10 protein-coding genes are annotated in these 17,320 nt (G+C 63.8%); all 10 read left to right on the top strand.

Going from position 1 to position 17,320, the window contains the following annotated elements; genetic code table 11:
- The first annotated feature begins 46 nt into the window (after window positions 1-46).
- The 10 genes from GE027_RS19405 (at window position 47) to groL (GE027_RS19450) (ending at window position 17,260) form a co-directional block, all read left to right on the top strand.
- Entirely contained in the window at window positions 47-2,392 is a 2,346-nt protein-coding gene (locus GE027_RS19405; protein ID WP_237607668.1) for a PSD1 and planctomycete cytochrome C domain-containing protein, read from the top strand.
- Window positions 2,392-3,858 (top strand): DUF1501 domain-containing protein, encoded by a 1,467-nt coding sequence (locus GE027_RS19410; protein ID WP_153558886.1) that lies wholly within the window; start codon window positions 2,392-2,394, stop codon window positions 3,856-3,858. The genes GE027_RS19405 and GE027_RS19410 overlap by 1 nt, the downstream gene beginning before the upstream one ends.
- Window positions 3,859-4,742: 884 nt before the next feature.
- On the top strand, window positions 4,743-6,491 hold the full coding sequence (locus GE027_RS19415; protein ID WP_153558887.1) for an AMP-binding protein: 1,749 nt from the start codon (window positions 4,743-4,745) through the stop codon (window positions 6,489-6,491).
- The gene (locus GE027_RS19420; RefSeq protein ID WP_153558888.1) at window positions 6,488-7,792 is read left to right on the top strand and encodes a thiolase family protein; all 1,305 of its coding nucleotides are present in this window, start codon (window positions 6,488-6,490) and stop codon (window positions 7,790-7,792) included. The genes GE027_RS19415 and GE027_RS19420 overlap by 4 nt, the downstream gene beginning before the upstream one ends.
- Window positions 7,793-7,835: 43 nt before the next feature.
- The gene (locus GE027_RS19425; RefSeq protein WP_153558889.1) at window positions 7,836-10,115 is read left to right on the top strand and encodes a 3-hydroxyacyl-CoA dehydrogenase NAD-binding domain-containing protein; all 2,280 of its coding nucleotides are present in this window, start codon (window positions 7,836-7,838) and stop codon (window positions 10,113-10,115) included.
- Complete coding sequence (locus GE027_RS19430) at window positions 10,112-12,190, top strand: acyl-CoA dehydrogenase family protein (RefSeq protein WP_153558890.1); 2,079 nt, start codon at window positions 10,112-10,114, stop codon at window positions 12,188-12,190. Before GE027_RS19425 ends, GE027_RS19430 begins: the two co-directional genes overlap by 4 nt.
- A complete protein-coding gene (locus GE027_RS19435; protein ID WP_153558891.1) occupies window positions 12,187-13,143 on the top strand; it encodes a patatin-like phospholipase family protein in 957 nt (318 codons plus the stop codon). The genes GE027_RS19430 and GE027_RS19435 overlap by 4 nt, the downstream gene beginning before the upstream one ends.
- Window positions 13,144-13,476: 333 nt before the next feature.
- Window positions 13,477-15,183 carry a chaperonin GroEL gene (gene groL / locus GE027_RS19440; RefSeq protein ID WP_153558892.1) on the top strand — a complete coding sequence of 569 codons (1,707 nt, stop codon included), beginning with the start codon at window positions 13,477-13,479 and terminating at the stop codon, window positions 15,181-15,183.
- Window positions 15,184-15,272: 89 nt separating this feature from the next.
- The gene (gene groES, locus GE027_RS19445) at window positions 15,273-15,569 is read left to right on the top strand and encodes a co-chaperone GroES (RefSeq protein ID WP_153558893.1); all 297 of its coding nucleotides are present in this window, start codon (window positions 15,273-15,275) and stop codon (window positions 15,567-15,569) included.
- Window positions 15,570-15,640: 71 nt separating this feature from the next.
- Window positions 15,641-17,260 carry a chaperonin GroEL gene (gene groL, locus GE027_RS19450; protein WP_153558894.1) on the top strand — a complete coding sequence of 540 codons (1,620 nt, stop codon included), beginning with the start codon at window positions 15,641-15,643 and terminating at the stop codon, window positions 17,258-17,260.
- The last annotated feature ends 60 nt before the right edge of the window (window positions 17,261-17,320 follow it).

Genomic DNA, 17,320 nt, shown 5'->3' on the forward strand with positions numbered 1-17,320 from the left:
ATTCACAGGCCGGAAGCTTATGTCACTGCTCACAGGCTGGAAGCCTATGCCACTGCTTGGTCTGCTGCTTGCGATCAATATCGCTGGGGCCGCGGAGCCGCTATCGTTTAACCGCGATGTGCGGCCCATCCTTTCGGACGCTTGCTTCTATTGCCATGGTCCCGATGCCGAGCATCGCGAAGCCGGCCTGCGGTTGGACGTCGAAGCGGATGCCAAGGACTACGCGATCGTTCCGGACGACGCGGAAGCCAGCGAATTCATCCAGCGCATTCTGGCGGAAGATCCGGACATGCGAATGCCGCCGGTCGATTCCGGCAAGCACCTCAGCGACGAACAGCAGGACCTGCTGGTGCAGTGGGTTGAACAGGGGGCTCCGTACGAACCGTACTGGGCCTACGTCCCGCCGGAGCGGGCCGATCCGCCGCCGGTGTCAGACGCCGCCTGGCCGCTGGATCCGGTGGACCGGTTTGTTTTGGCCGAGCTCGATCGACAGGGGCTCGCGCCGTCGCCGCCGGCCGATCTCGCCACGCTGGTTCGCCGCGTGACCTTCGACCTGACCGGACTGCCGCCCACGCCCGCTCAGCTGCGCTCGGTGCTGGAAGATTCGCGTCCCGGTGCCTACGGGCGATACGTCGATCGCCTGCTCGGTTCCTCGGCCTACGGCGAACGCATGGCCGCTTACTGGTTGGACCTGGTCCGCTTTGCCGACACGGTGGGTTACCACGGCGACCAAGATCACAATATTTCGCCCTACCGCGATTACGTGATCGATGCGTTCAATCGCAACCTGCCTTTCGATCGCTTTACCCGCGAACAGCTGGCCGGCGACCTGCTGCCAGAACCCAGTACGGACCAGATCGTCGCCAGCGGCTACAACCGCTTGCTGCAAACCACGCACGAAGGCGGTTTGCAACCCAAAGAGTACATCGCGATCTATGCGGCCGACCGAGTACGCAATGTGTCGGCCGTGTGGATGGGAGCGACCGTCGGCTGCGCCCAGTGTCACGACCACAAGTACGATCCCTACACGGCTCGCGATTTCTATGCGTTGTCGTCCTTCTTTGCTGACGTCGACGATACGGCCCACTTCACCAAAGCGAAGAATTCCCTACCGACCAATCGAGAGCCGGAACTCGAAGTCCTCGCCCGCTGGCAACGCGACCGCCTGCAAACCCTTCAGTTGCGGATCGCCGAAATAACTTCCGCCGATCGTTCTGCTGAGAAGAACTCTGGCAGGCAAACCTTGTTGGCCCCTTTGCAGGAAGAAGTCCAGCGGTTGCAGGCGGCGAAGCGGAAAACCATGATCACGCGTGCCACCGAGCCGCGGGAGGTGCGCGTGCTGCCGCGTGGCAACTGGTTGGACGAATCCGGGGCCATTGTCCAGCCCGCCGTGCCGCAGTTCTTGCCCTGCATCGACAAAGCCGGCATCGACAAACCCCAGCGGGCTACGCGTCTTGATCTGGCGGACTGGTTGGTCGATGCCGAGCGGGGCGTCGGCGGGCTGACCGCCCGCGTGATGGTCAATCGCTTGTGGTACCTGTGTTTCGGCCGCGGGATTTCGTCGTCGCTAGCCGACTTCGGCGGCCAAGGACAACCGCCTACGCATCCCGAGCTGCTGGACACGCTGGCCGTCGATTTTGTCGAGAGCGGCTGGAATGTCAAAGCGTTGATGCGGCGGTTGGTGCGGTCGCAGACCTACCGCCAGTCCTCTGCCGCCGACGCCCAGGCCTTGCAACGCGATCCCGATAACCTCTGGTTCGCAAGGCAATCCCGGTACCGTCTGCCCGCCGAAATGGTTCGCGACAACGCGCTGTCGGTCAGCGGATTGTTGGTCGATGCGGTGGGCGGACCGAGCGTCAAACCGTACCAGCCCGCAGGCTACTATCGACACTTGAATTTCCCTACGCGGACGTACCGCGCGGACGGCGGCGCAAAACAGTGGCGGCGAGGCGTGTACGTGCACTGGCAACGGCAATTCCTGCACCCGATGCTGAAGGCCTTGGATGCCCCCAGCCGCGAAGAGTGCACGGCCCAGCGACCGCGGTCCAATACGCCGCTGGAGGCTCTGGTACTGCTGAACGATCCCAGCATGGTCGAAGCCGCCATCGCCCTGGGGCAGCAAATGTTCCGGCAAGCCGAGGGCCAGCCCGCCCGAGGCATTGCGGCGGGCTTCCGGCGGGCGACCTCGCGCGAGCCCGACGCGGCGGAGCAGGACGCCCTCGAGCGGTTGCTCGACGCAGAACTCGCACATTACACGGAACATCGCTCCGACGCCGAAGCCCTGCTCGAAACGGCGAGCTTCGAAACCGAAGTGGACGCCGTCGAACTGGCCGCTTGGACCAGCGTCGGCAGGGCTATCCTCAACCTGCATGAAACGGTGACGCGCAACTGATGAATACCACGACAGCGAATCGTCGGACCTTTCTCTCACGCGGCGGCGTCGCCCTGGGCAGCACGGCCCTGAGCACCCTGTTGGCTCGCGATGCCTTGGCGAGCACGGCGCAGGCCGGCACGGCGCAGGCAAGCACGGTGCAGGCCGGCGCATCGGATGCGAATCCGCCCGGCCGCGGCGGACTGCCACATCATCGTCCGCGGATCAAACGCGTGATCTTTTTGTGCATGGCCGGCGGGCCGTCGCACCTGGAAACCTTCGACTACAAACCGGAACTGGAGCGGTTGGACGGCCAGCCGATGCCGACGTCCTTCACCGAAGGGCAACCCATTGCCCAGTTGCAGGGCGCCGAGCTGAAGGTGCAGGGACCGCTGACCAAGTTCGCTCGCTACGGCCAGAGCGGCCAGATGATCAGCGACTACCTGCCCTGGCATCAGAAGTTGGCCGACGACATCTGTGTCGTCCGGTCCATGGTGACCGAACAAATTAATCACGATCCAGCCCACACCTTCATGAACACGGGAACCGCGATCAGCGGTCGGCCGTCGATGGGCGCTTGGGTGACGTACGGCTTGGGCGCCGAGAGCGACAACCTGCCGGGCTTTGTGGTGCTGACCAGCGTGGGCGGCCGCAACCCCCAGCCGATCGCTTCGCGGCAATGGGCGTCCGGTTTTTTGCCCAGCCGTTATCAGGGCGTCGAATTCAGCGGCAGCGGCCAGCCGGTCAACTATGTCCAGCCGCCACCGGGCATCGCCCGCGGTCAACAACGCCGCTTGATCGAGACCGTGGCGGAACTGAATCGCCATCGCCAGGCTCAGTTGCCGGACCCGGAGATCGCCACCCGCCTGGCGACTTACGAGATGGCGTTTCGGATGCAGACCTCGGTTCCGGAGCTGGCGGATTTTTCCGGCGAACCACAGTCGGTGCTGGGCATGTACGGGGCCGTACCCGGGGACGGATCCTACGCTTCGAATTGTTTGCTTGCGCGGCGGCTGGCCGAACGCGGCGTGCGATTTATCCAGTTGTACCACCGCGGCTGGGATCACCATGGGGGCCTGAAAAAGTACATGGATATCTGCTGCGGCCTGACCGATCGGCCGACCTGGGCTTTGCTGACCGACCTGAAACAGCGAGGCATGCTGGACGACACCCTGATCGTGTGGGGCGGTGAGTTCGGCCGGACGCCGATGTTCCAGGGCAAAGGTGGCGCGGGTCGCGACCACCACATCAAAGGGTTTTCGATGTGGCTGGCCGGAGGCGGAATCAAGGGCGGGCACAGCCACGGGGCGACCGACGAACTGGGCTACTCGGCGGTCGAAGACGTCGTGCACGTTCGCGACCTGCACGCCACGATGCTGCATCTGCTGGGCATCGACCACCATCGTTTCAGCTACCCCTTCCAGGGGCTGGACATGAAACTAACCGGCGTCGAACCGGCCCGCGTCGTCGACGGCGTGCTGGCCTAAGCACGTCGGCATAAATCTTTGGGTGAAACCCCGCGACAACACCCTCCCGCGCAGCGGGAGGGTCGGGCTCTTAGGCCCGGGGAGGGCACTCACGAAAACCCTCCCCGGGCCTGAGAGCCCGACTCTCCCAGAGGGAGAGTAATGCCTAAGTTAATGTTGCGACGTGCTTAGCAGGCGGATGCCCTGCTCGGATGCCCTGTCCGGGTGCCCTGCCCGGGTGCCCTGCCCGGGTGCCCGACCCCGGCAAAGCCTTTCTCAAAAGTAAGGCCGTCGTTGACTTCTTCAATTTCAATGCGGGCTGGTCCTGCGGTTGCCGCGGCACGCGATAGACGACGTCGATCGCGGTTGCGGCCGATGCTCGGACCGCGTCGAGCGTCGACGCTGTACACAGGTGGCGACATTCGCTTGGCACGCTATCGGCGGAGGCGAACATTCATCGAGCCGCCCGCCTAGGTGTCCTGTTCGGCGATGCCGCGGCAACAGTGCGGCTCGCCAGGGGTAGGAGCGACCGTGGTGCGGTGCGTCGGATCTTCCCCTTGACTGGCGTTTAGTGAGGCCTAGGATTGCATTAGCGAGCCAGCTGTCGCCTTGGGAGTGATTGATTTCGTTTTGGATCACCTCTCCGGGGGCTGAGGATCACCTCTCCGGGGCTGACGCGCTCGCGAATTCTTACCCGTACACCCTAACAGCCATTTTCCTCTTCCCAAGGATTGCCGCGGCGGACGGTCGCGAGCGGCAGCGGGCACCCGTACGAAAACGACACACATGGCAGCCGCCGTGGAGGAAGCTCCTCCGCACAAGCGGCTGTCAACGGAGTTTCGCGGCGAAAGGTTCGCGGCGGATCGGTCGCAGGGAGGCAGCCCTTCGGAAACGGGAGGTGGGTGATGTCGGCGTACCGGCAACCGGCCTACGCGTTACTCGATCGCGCCGCGGCGCAGGTTCCGGCTCGGGTCGCGTGCCGCTACTACGATCAGAGCTGGACCTATGAAGGGTTGCAGCACGACGTTTATCGAGCCACCGGGCTGTTGGCGGAACTGGGAATTGGACCGGGCGACCGTGTGGGACTGCTCTTGCCCAACGTGCCCGAATACATCATCGGTCTGAATGCTCTTTGGCGGCGCGGCGCGATCGGCGTGGCGATCAGTCCGTTGATGGTGCCCGAGGAGGTCGAGGGGCTGCTTCGCAGCTTGGACTGTCGACATGTGATCGCCCTCGATCTGCTGGCCCATCTGTTGCCGTCCGGCAACGGGACGCTGGCCAAGACCTTGCTGGTTTCGCTGCGCGAGCGGCTGCCCGGGTACCAGCAAGTCGGGTACTTTCTGGCTCGCTACAAACGCACCGGTTTGTGGTACGTGCCGACCGGTGACCGAGCCGTTTGGTTTTGGGATGCGCTGGATGAGTGCGCGCCGCAGCGGGACACGGCGGACTTGGATCCCGACGCGACGCCGGCTTACATCCTGCCCACCGGGGGCACGACCGGCCAGCCGAAATCGGTCACGCTGAGTCACCGGAATCTGACGGCCAACGCCCTCCAGCAGGCCACCCTGGCCGGCGGCACGATGGGGCAGGAAAAGCTGATGGCGGTGCTGCCGTTCTTCCACAGTTATGGTCTGTCGGCCGTGATCCTGGGCGGGGCGGCGCTGGGAGCCGAACTGATCCTGCATCATCGCTTCAGCACCCATCAGGTCCTGCAGTTGATCGCCGAACATCGGCCGACGGTCCTGCACGCGGTGCCCGCCATGCTGGCGGCGATGAACGCCCAGCTGCGATCCAAACCCTCCTCGATCGATTCGCTCAAATGGGTGATCTCCGGCGGCGCACCATTGCCCGAGGAAACGGCCGCTGAATTTGCGGAGCACTGCGGCGGCATCGTCGTGGAAGGCTACGGCCTGTCGGAGGCGTCGCCGGTGACCCACAGCGGCCCGCTGGATGGCACGGCACGCTACGGCACGATCGGCTTGCCCCTGCCCGATACCCAGTGCCGCATCGTCGATGCCGAAACCGGTACGGTGGACGTTCTGCCGGGCGAGGTCGGCGAATTAATCGTCCGCGGGCCGCAGGTCATGCTGGGTTACTGGAACAACGCCAGCGCCACCGCCGAGACGATTCGCGACGGATGGCTGTACACCGGCGATCTGGCCAAGCAGGACGCCTTGGGGTTTTACCAGATTGTCGACCGCAAGAAGGACCTGGTGATTACGTCGGGATACAACGTCTATCCGCGCGACGTCGAAACGGTTCTGCGCCGCTGTCCGTTGATCGAAGACGTGGCGGTCGTCGGCGTGCCCGATGAGCAGCGCGGCGAGCTCGTCAAAGCCTTCGTCCGGATGCGCAGCGGGCAAACCTTCGATACGAAAGCTTTGGACGCGTTTTGCCGCGAGCACCTGGCGGCCCACAGGCGACCTCGGCAGTACGAGCAGGTGGTCGGCGAGCTGCCCAAGAACTTCCTGGGCAAAGTCCTGCGGCGAAAGCTGCGCGAGCGAGCCATCGGTTTCGCGGAGCCCACGGTGATGGATTCGGACGAACACGGCTGGAACGATGGCTTGGCCGCTGGCCGCCATACCGGTGAAGACGATCCGGCCGAATCGCTCGCCGCACGAACCGAACCGAATCGAGAGGAGGCGGCACAGTGAAAGATTTACCTCGCCTGGCCGTGGTCGCGGGCGTGCGAACGCCGTTTGCCAAAGCCTTTGGGACGCTGGCCCAAGTACCCGCGGTCGATCTGGGCGTGCACGCGGTGCGGGGCCTGTTGGCTCACGTCGCGGACGGCCGCTGGGGCGAAGAAGGCGTCGCGACAGCCATCGATGAGGTCGTTCTGGGCAACGTGGCCGGACCGGCCGATGCCGCCAACGTCGCCCGCGTTGTCGCACTGCGCAGCGGGATCCCCGAAGACCGCATCGCTCACACCGTCCACCGCAACTGCGGTTCAGGGATGGAAGCCATCGTCGAAGCCTGGCACGCGATCACGCTCCAGCGGGCGTCGGTCGTGGTCGCCGGCGGGACCGAATCGATGTCGGGCGTGCCCCTGTTGGTTCGCGAGTCGGGCAAAGCCTGGTTCACGCGGCTGGCACGCTCCAAAACCCTGGCGGCCCGTTTGCGAACGGCGGCGGCTTGGCGTCCGCGGATGCTGAAACCCATTGCGGGGTTGCGGCTGGGGCTGACCGATCCGGTGTGCGGGTTGAGCATGGGGGAAACGGCGGAGGGATTGGCGAAAGAATTCGACGTCGATCGCGACGCACAGGACGCCTTTGCGTTGGCCTCTCATCAGCGGGCCAGCGACGCCCAGCAGGAATGTTTTCTCTCCGGCGAGATCCATCCCTGGAATCGCGACGGCGTAACGCTAGAGCAGGATAACGGGCCGCGGCCCGGCCAGTCGCTGGAACAGTTGGCAAAGCTGCGTCCGATCTTCGCCGACGAGGGCACCGTGACGGCCGGCAACAGTTGTCCGTTGACCGACGGGGCGGCGGCGGTGCTGCTGATGTCGGAATCCGAAGCCCGGCGACGAGGCCTGGAGCCGTTGGGGTTCGTTCACAGCTATGCCATCGCCGGTTGCCAGCCCCAGCGGATGGGCTTGGGACCGGTTTACGCGATCGCGCGGTTGCTGCGCGAAACCGGCAGCCAGCTGAGCGACTTTGAGCTGTTTGAGATCAACGAAGCCTTCGCCGCTCAGGTGTTGGCTTGCCTGCGAGCGGCCGAATCGAAGCGTTTCGCCGTGGAGGAACTCGAGCGCAGTGACCCGCTGGGGGTGATCCCACCGGAGCGGCTGAACATTCACGGCGGTTCGATCGCTGTGGGACATCCCGTGGGAACGACCGGGACGCGATTGGTCATCACCTTGTTGCGAGCGCTGCGACAGCAGGGCCTGCAACGCGGGATTGCCAGTCTATGCATCGGAGGCGGGCAAGGAATGGCCATGGCGGTGGAGGTTTCGTAGGGGCATTACGGTAGCGTCGACTCTTGTGTGATTGGAGAGTGTCATGTCGGGGACTCACAGCAACCAAGCTCGCGATACGTTTGCGGGACTGGACACGCAACTTCGCTGTTTCTCGGTGGCTCGTGACGGGCGGGGGGTCGTCAGCGTGACATTGGACCTGCCGGAGCACTCCACCAACGTGATCAACGAACGGGTGCTGGACGAGCTGACCTGGATCGTCAACAGCCTGCAAACCGACGATACGGCCCGGGTGGTCGTGTTTCGCAGCGGCAAACCCAGCGGCTTTTTGGTCGGCGCGGACGTGCACGAAATCGCTGCCCTGCGTGACTCGGATCTGGTTCATCAGACGATCCTCCGTGGGCAGGAATTATTTTCTCGGATCGAACGCATCCGCGCCGTGACGATCGCCGCCATCGATGGGGTTTGTATGGGGGGCGGTTTGGAATGGGCGCTGGCCTGTGACCTGCGGGTCATCAGCGATTCCCCGCGAACGCGCCTGGGGTTGCCGGAAATCCGCTTGGGGCTGCTGCCGGCTTGGGGCGGGACCCAGCGATTGCCCGAAACGATCGGCTTGGCCGCCGCCCTGCCCATGGTCCTGACCGGCAAACCCATGGATTGCCGGCGAGCCATTCGGACGGGGTTGGCCGACCGCTGCGTCGCGGCCGAGGATTTCAACAACGAGGTCGCAAAAACCGTCGCCGAGGTGCTGGAGGATAAACTGACCGCCTCGCAGGCCAGCCGCCGCTGGACGACCCGGATCGCCGAACGCTTGGCGATCGGCCGGCGCATCATCCTGCAGCAGGCGCGTCACGAGATCCATGCGCAGGATCCGGAACAACACTATCCGGCGCCGCTGCTGGCCCTGGACGCGATCGAACGGGGACTGAGCGACCGGCGGGCCGGCTTGGCCGCCGAACGCGAACACTTCGCGCATCTGCTCCAGACGCCCGTGGCGCAGCGGTTGATCGGCTTGTTTTTCCAGCGAGATCGGGCCAAAAAAATACGGACCTGGATGCCCCTGCGCCAGCGTCAGACGGATGCCACGTCGGCCGAACCGTCCGGCGGCCCGGACCCCTCGACGCCGCCGGCCATTCAGTCGATCGTCGTCATCGGTGGCGGCGTCATGGGCGCGGAGATCGCTCAGTGGTGTGCGGCTCACGGTCTTTGCGTCACGGTCAAGGAAGTCCATCGCGAGGCGGCCGATGCCGCGCGCACGCGGCTGGATAAATTGGTCGACCGCTGGGCCGAATACCGCAAGGCCGACGAGGCCACCATCGCGGGCGTCCGCAAACGCCTGCGGATCACGACCGAGGATGAAGGCCTCGCGACGGCCGATCTGGTCATCGAATCGGTGGTCGAACGCGAGGCGGTCAAGCAACAGGTGTTTCGCGAGGTCGATCAGACGCTGCCGCCGCAAGCACCGCTGGTCACCAATACCTCTTCCCTGTTGATCCAGCGTCTGGCGGACGTCACCGAACATCCCCAGCGCGTCGCCGGACTGCACTTCTTCAATCCGGTCTCGCGGATGGAATTGGTCGAAGTGGTCCGCACCGAACATACCACCGATGTCGTGCTGGCGCAACTGCTGCAGCTGGTTCGCACGCTCGGCAAGACGCCCGTTGTCATGAACGATTCGCCGGGTTTTGTGGTCAACCGCGTGCTGTTTCCGTACCTGGGCGAAGCGGTGCAGATGACGATCGAAGGCTTCGATGCCGAATTCGTGGACGCTCCGATGCGAAGTTTCGGGATGCCCATGGGGCCGCTGGAGTTGCTCGATCACGTGGGACTGGATATCGCGGCGCATGTCGCTGGGTCGCTCCGCGGTGTCCTGCCCGAAGCCGAGGGCGTGGCCGAGCGGTTGACGGAGATGTGCGAAGCGGGCGAGTTGGGCAAGAAAGCCGCTCGCGGATTCTATCTGTACGACCGGGGCAAAAAAGGACGCCCCGCGGTCAACGGACAATCGGAATGCTTTGCGGATAAAGACGCGTTTGCCGACGACGCCCTGACGCCCACCCAACGCCGCTTGCTGTACCCGATGGTCAACGAAGCGATGCGTTGCCTGGATGAAAAGATCGTTCGTGAATCCTGGATGGTCGATCTGGCGGTCGTGCTGGGAACCGGATTCGCCCCCTTCCGCGGCGGACCGCTGCAGTGGATGGAAGACGTCGGGGCGGAGGTGGTTTGCCGCAACATGGAAACCCTGGCAGAACAGTTCGGCCGGCGGTTCGAGCCCGCGCCGGGACTGATCGCCGCCGCTCAGTGGAAGGAGCCGCTGATGCATTTGCACGCCACGGAGGATTCTAAACGCGAGGTGTCCCGATGAGTACCGAGGCCCCCAAACGACCACCGCACGATGCCAACGCCCAACCCGCGCCGGCCAGGGATGTGGACGCCCAACGCCCCGCGGCCGAATCGGCCCAGCGGCCCAGTGCGTTCGAGGAGCGTTCCTTTGCCGAGACGGCCCTGCGCTTGGGCGGCGCCAGCGAGGACGAATCGCGACGAACCGGAGCGGTGGACTCCGCCGATGACCAGGTGGAGATGCTGTTCGCGCCTCAGTACCAGACCGTCAACAGCCCGATCCATCGGGCGGTCTGGGATCGACGTGTGCCCACCGAGTTGTTCGCGGGGACCGCGGATGCCGAACCGTGTCCGCCGGTCGCGCGGCAGACGATCGATCGCTGTGTCGCTGTGGTCCGCCGTCACAAGCATGCCGAAACCCTGCTGGGTGACGACGGCCGAATCGCCGACGTCGTACTCGAGGACTTGGCCGAGGAAGGTTACTGGGGCTTGCTGGTGGATCCGCAGTACGGCGGCCGCGGGTTTCGCTTTAGGCACTTCTGCCGGTTGATCACCCAGATGGCAACGGTCGATCCCACAGTGGCCGGTTTGGCATCGGTGCATGGTTGCATCGGCGCGGTCGATCCGGTTCGCACCTTCGGCAACGCCCAGCAACGCGAGCGTTTCCTGCCCGCTTTGGCCAGCGGCCGGCGCTTGTCCGCTTTCGCCCTGACCGAGCCCGGTGCGGGCAGCGACCTGACGGCCCTACGGACCCGCGCCGTGCGTGACGGCGATGAGTACGTGGTCGATGGAGAGAAACTGTTTATCACCAACGTGCTGCCCGGCCGTACCATCGGACTGGTGTGTTTGATCGACGAGAAACCGGCGGTCTTGATCGTGGAATTGCCCGAGACGGAGAACGAGCATTTTTATTTGCGTCGTTACGGCATCTATGCCCTTCGCCGTACCAATAACCATGGCATCGTGTTTCGCGGATTCCGGGTACCGGTTGCCAACCGCCTGGACCCTCATACGGGCGACGGCCTGACGATCGCCTATCACGGCTTGAATCTGGGACGCGTCGCCCTGTGTGCCAACGCCGCCGGCGCGATGCGGATGATGTTGGCCGATATGCTGCCCTGGGCACAGTTCCGCGAGACCTATGGTCAAGCGATCGCCCGTCGCGAATTGGTGCGGCGCCGAATCGGACGAATGGCCGGTTTGATCGTCGGCTGTGATGCCCTGGTCCAGTGGTGCAGCGATCTGATCGATCAGGGCTACCGCGGCGAGATGGAATGTGTGATCGCCAAAATATTTGGCAGTGAAGCACAGAAAGAAGCGGCTATCGAACTGTATATGAAAACCCACGGCGGCCGCTCCTTCCTGCACGGTCACCTCTTCGGCGACAACGTGCACGAGTTTCTCGCCCCCTGCATCTACGAGGGCGAAGGCGAAATGCTGGCCATGGCTTTGTTCAAATCTTTGGTCAAACAGCACGGCCGCGATTATTTCGAATCGATCGGCAAGACCCTGGCCGCCGAAGGCATCGGCCAACCCAACCTGTTGAACCCGCGACACGCCTGGCTGCTTCGCCGATCGCTCTGGCGGTACGCCAACTGGATGATGCAGCAAGCCCTGCTGCCGCGACGATGGACGACCGCGACGGCGCGGCCGCAAAACCTGCTCGAGCCGTTTGCCGGACATGTTCGCTTCGCCCAACAAACGCTCTCCCGCAGCGGCGGTCGCATCTCGGCGACGATGCGGAAGTTCCAGTTGAAACTGGCCGAGCGGCAATGCCGAATCAGCAGTCACTCGGCGCGGATTCAGGACGCCACCGTGATGCTGGTGACGGCCCTGTACGGAGCCCAAAGCGACGATGCGACCACGCGACGGGCCGCGGATGTCCTATGTCGCGAGCTGCACCGGCGACTGACCGCCGGCGTGGCCACCGATGGCGATTACGCCCACGTGACCGAGCTGGGCCGCAGCATCGCCGAACAGGGCTGGCGCGAGCTCGACGGCGTCGAGGGCGAAGCCATTCTGATGCGCTACGACCGCGAGCAGGCAAAAAACGATGGGGGCCAAAGCGGAAGGCTGCAACACCGAGGGACTGCGGAATGATTCGCAAGATGCCCGGTCGCATCCTACGAGGCCCGATGCTGAACCGTCTGGGAAGCGTGCTGCCGCAGAGCCGGGAACCGGTGCGCACCCCCGTCGTGGCGCTCGGCGGAGGCGGGGCAAGGGGGATTGCGCACCTGGGCGTATTGGAACAGCTGCAGCAGTCCGGCTGCCAGATCGCTCGGATGGTCGGCGTCAGTATCGGCAGTCTGGTCGCCGCGATGTGCTCCGGCGGCCAGATCGCTCAGGCCCAGCAGGCGGCTCGCGATTACTTGTTCAGCGAGCGGTTTCGCAGCCACGGACACCTCTTGCCCGGCACCGAACCGGCCCAGTTCTCGCCCGAAGCCAGCCTGTTGACGTTCTTCGATCGCATCAAGCGTTTGGTCCACAACGGTCGCCGTTTGAATCGGTTGATGAACCATCCGTCGCTGCTGCCGGAGAATATTCTGGTCGAGGCCGTCGAAACATTGGTGCCCGACATCGACATTACCGAAACGCAGATTCCCTTGCGGGTGATCGCTGCGGACTTGAAAAGCGGCCGGCCGGTGGTCCTGCGCAGCGGTTCGCTGCGAACCGCCGTGCAGGCGTCGGCTTCGATCCCGGGCGTGTTCCCTCCGGTACCGCTGGGCGACAAGCTGCTGTGTGACATCGGCGGGATCGACTCGCTGCCCAGCCACGCCGCTCGCGAGCAAGCGGACGACTTTCTGATCGCCGTGGATGTGGGGCCCGAGACGGCCAAGGACCAGGACTACCACCGCGCGATCGACGTCCTGATGCGGATGGAAGAGATCGCCGAATGGGCCAGTCGCCAGCAGGCCTACGCGACCAGTGACCTGGTGATCCGCCCCCACGTCGGTGACTGCGCCTGGTACGACTTCGATCGCTTCGACGATCTGGTCGCCGCCGGCCGCGAGGCCGCCTGCAAAGCCCTCCGCCGCTTCGCCCATCCGGCGTAGCTGAACTTGCCAGAGTTTGGAGGAGCTTCAAAAAACCCAAAGTCGGGCGACTTCGGCTACGGCGGCCCTGTCAGAGTGACATCACCGCCTCGCGGTGGACTCTCGGTGATCCTCGCCGAATCTTTCTAAGTGCTTTTCTTACAACAGCTTGCGGAACGAATTTCTGCTTGCGGCACGGACATTGCTCTAGCGGTGGGACCCAGAGGCTGACTGCCATTGTTAGCGATGACGGTCTGCCAACATGTTCTCAGGATCCAACGTGTGGGCCGCCCGCGGCGGCTTGCCATTGACCCATTTTCCCCTCCACTGAACAAAACACAGGAGAAACACGACGTGGCAAAACAGATCGTGTTCGATGACGACGCACGTGGCCCACTGTTGGCCGGCGTGAGCAAACTGGCCCGAGCGGTTCGCAGCACTCTGGGCCCCCGCGGCCGCAACGCCGTGCTGGACAAGGGTTGGGGATCCCCCAAGGTGACCAAGGACGGCGTGACGGTCGCCGAAGATATCGACCTGGACGACCCCTTTGAGAACCTGGGCGCCCAATTGGTCAAGGAAGCCGCCAGCAAGACCAATGACGTCGCCGGCGACGGAACCACCACGGCCACCGTGTTGGCCGAAGCCATCTTCCGCGAAGGCCTGAAGGCCGTGGCCAGTGGCGCCGACCCGATGGCCCTGGGCCGTGGGGTCGCCAAGGCCGTCGATGTGGTCAGCGAGCAGATCGGCAAGCTGGCGACGCCGATCAACGAAAAGAGCAAGTCGGAAATCAAGCAGGTTGCCACCATCGCCGGCAACAACGACCCGGCCATCGGGGCCGTCCTGGCCGACGCTTTTACCAAAGTCGGTAAGAACGGCGTGATCACCGTCGAGGAAGGCCGCGGCAGCGAAACCACCGTCGACGTGGTCGAAGGCATGCAGTTCGATCGCGGTTTCCTGTCGCCGCACTTCGTCACCAATCAGGACGAAGTCACGGTCGAACTGGATGACTGCTACATCCTGTTGTTCGAAGAAAAGATCAGCAACAACAAGAAACTGATCCCGCTGCTCGAAGCGGCCAGCAAGGCCAAGAAGCCGTTGTTGATTATCGCCGAAGATGTCGAGGGCGAAGCCCTGGCGACGTTGGTGGTCAACAAGATGCGTGGCATCCTGTCGGTCGCCGCCGTCAAGGCACCCGGCTATGGCGATCGCCGCAAGGCCATCATGGGCGACATCGCTACCCTGACCGGTGGTCAAGCGATCTTCAAGGATCTTGGTATCGACCTGGAAAGCGTCCAGTTGAGCGACCTGGGGCGTGCCAAAAAGGTTCGTATCTCCAGCGAAGCGACCACGATCGTCGGCGGCGCCGGCAAGAAGAGCGACATCGAAGGACGCGTGACGCAGATTCGCCGCGAAATCGATGCGACCGACAGCGATTACGATCGCGAAAAACTGCAGGAACGGTTGGCCAAGTTGGCCGGCGGTGTGGCGCAGATCAGTGTCGGAGCGGCCACCGAAACCGAAATGAAAGAACGCAAGGCGTTGATCGACGACGCCCGCGCAGCGACCCAAGCCGCCCTCGAAGAAGGCATCGTGCCCGGTGGCGGCGTGACCCTGATCCGCTGCACCGCGGCGGTCGAGAAACTGGAAAAGTCGCTCGAGGGTGACCAGAAGATGGGCGCCGGCATCATTCGCAAAGTGCTCGACCAGCCGCTGCGTGCGATCGCCAACAATGCGGGCCTCGAAGGCGCGGTTGTCGTCAATCGCGTCAGCCAGCTGAAAGGCAAGAACGATGGCTATGACGCCAACGCCGATCAGTACGGCGACATGTTGGCGGCCGGTATCGTCGATCCGGCCAAGGTCGTTCGCACCTCGCTGACCAATGCGGCCAGCGTCGCGGCCCTGCTGCTGACCACCGAATCGCTGATCTGCGATATCCCCGAGGAAGCCGAAGAGGGCGAAGGCGACCACCACCATGACCACGGCATGGGCGGCATGGGCGGCATGGGCGGCATGGGCGGCATGGGCGGCATGGGCGGCATGGACATGGGCGGCATGATGTAAGCCGCGCAGGTCCAGCGCCCGCGACCTTTTCTGTTCTTTCAATAACCAATCGAAACCAGCATTTAATTAATACTTAGGAACCCATTGCCATGGCAAAAATCAACTTGCGTCCTCTCGATGATCGTGTTGTCGTCCAGCCCAGCGAAGCCGAAGAGACCACCGCTGGTGGGATCGTTCTGCCCGATGCCGCTCGCGAGAAACCGCAGCGTGGCACGGTCGTCGCCGTCGGACCCGGCCGCCTGCTCGACAGCGGCAGTCGCGGCGAGCTGGACATCGCCGTCGGTGACACGGTGATCTACGGCAAGTACGGCGGCAGCGAGGTCGAGGTCGACGGTCAGGAAATGAAGATCCTGCGCGAGAGCGACATCCTGGCGAAGCTGCTGTAAACGCTCGAGCTTGCGTTTACGTCCGTTCATCAACACATTCATTCAAACAGACATAACTGAGGACCTGACAAGTGGCAAAACAACTGCTATTTGAGGACCACGCACGGGCTCGCATGCTCGCCGGCGTGGAGAAGTTGGCCAAGGCCGTGGCCACCACGATGGGCCCCACCGGGCGCAACGTGATCATCAACAAGTCCTTTGGCGGACCGACCGTTACCAAAGACGGGGTGACGGTTGCCAAAGAGATCGAACTGGAAGATCGCTTCGAGAACATGGGCGCCAAATTGGTCGTCGAAGTTGCTCAGAAGACCAGCGATCTGGCCGGTGACGGCACCACCACGGCCACCGTGTTGGCGCGAGCCATCTTCAAAGAGGGCCTGCGGAACATCGTCGCCGGCAGCAACCCGGCGGCCATCCGCCGCGGCATCGACAAGGCCGTCCAGGCCGCCAGCGATCGCCTGCAGGAAATGGCCCGTCCGGTGACCAGCAAGCAGGAAGTCGCCCACGTGGGTGCGATCTCCGCCAACAACGATCCGGCCATCGGCGAACTGTTGGCCGATGCTCTGGAGCGGGTCGGCAACGACGGCGTGACCACGGTCGAAGAGGGCAAGACCCGCGACACCGAGGTTTCCTACGTCGACGGGATGCAGTTCGACAAAGGTTTCATCTCGCCCTACTTCATCACCGATTCGACTTCCATGGAAGCGGTGATGGAAGACGCTTTGATCCTGCTGTACGAAAAGAAGATCAGCAACATCCGCGACCTGGTCCCGCTGCTTGAGAAAGCGGCTCAGAGCGGCCAGCCGTTGGTGATCGTGGCCGAAGACGTCGACGCCGAAGCCCTGACCCTGTTGGTCGTCAACAAGCTGCGCGGCACGTTGAACGTGTGTGCCGTGAAGGCTCCCGGATTTGGCGATCGCCGCAAAGCGATGCTGGGCGACATCGCCACGCTGACCGGCGGCACGCTGATCAGCGAAGACCTGGGCATCCAGCTGGAAAATATCTCCCTGGATCACCTGGGCCGCGCCAAGAAGGTCGTGGTCGATAAGAGCACCACGACGATCGTCGAAGGCGCTGGCAAGCGTGAGGAGATCGACAAGCGGGTCTCGCAAATCCGTACCCAGATCGAGCAGAGCGACAGCGAGTACGACAAGGAAAAGTTCCAGGAGCGTCTGGCCAAGTTGGCCGGTGGCGTAGCGGTCATCAGCGTCGGTGCCGAAACCGAAGCGGAGATGAAGCAGACCAAGGCGCGCTTGGAAGACGCCCTGCACGCCACGCGTGCGGCCGTGGAAGAAGGCATTCTGCCCGGTGGCGGTGTCGCCCTGGTCCGCTGCCACGATGCCGTCCTGGCCGCTCGCAAGTCGGCTCGAGGCGACGAGCGCGTCGGGGTGGACATCGTTTTGAACGCCTTGGATGCACCCATGCGTCAGATCGCCGACAACGGCGGGATCGACGGCAGTGTGGTCGTTGACGAAGTGCGTCAAAAGGACGAAACGATCGGCTTCAATGCCAATACCGGCGAGTACGTCGACATGTACAAAGCGGGCGTTATCGACCCGGTCAAGGTCGTGCGAACCGCACTGGCCAACGCCGCTTCGATCGCCGGTTTGTTGCTGACGACCGAAGCCTTGGTGACGAATTTTGAAGACGAAGACAAGCAGAAGCGGCCCGTCGAAGGCGTCGTCGCCTAGTTCCGCTCTGGAATTGTATTCTGCGATCGGGCCATTTCCTGTGCCATCAGGGATGGCCCG

Origin of the sequence: Roseimaritima sediminicola (genome assembly GCF_009618275.1) — a bacterium.
GTDB classification, from domain to species: Bacteria; Planctomycetota; Planctomycetia; order Pirellulales; family Pirellulaceae; genus Roseimaritima; species Roseimaritima sediminicola.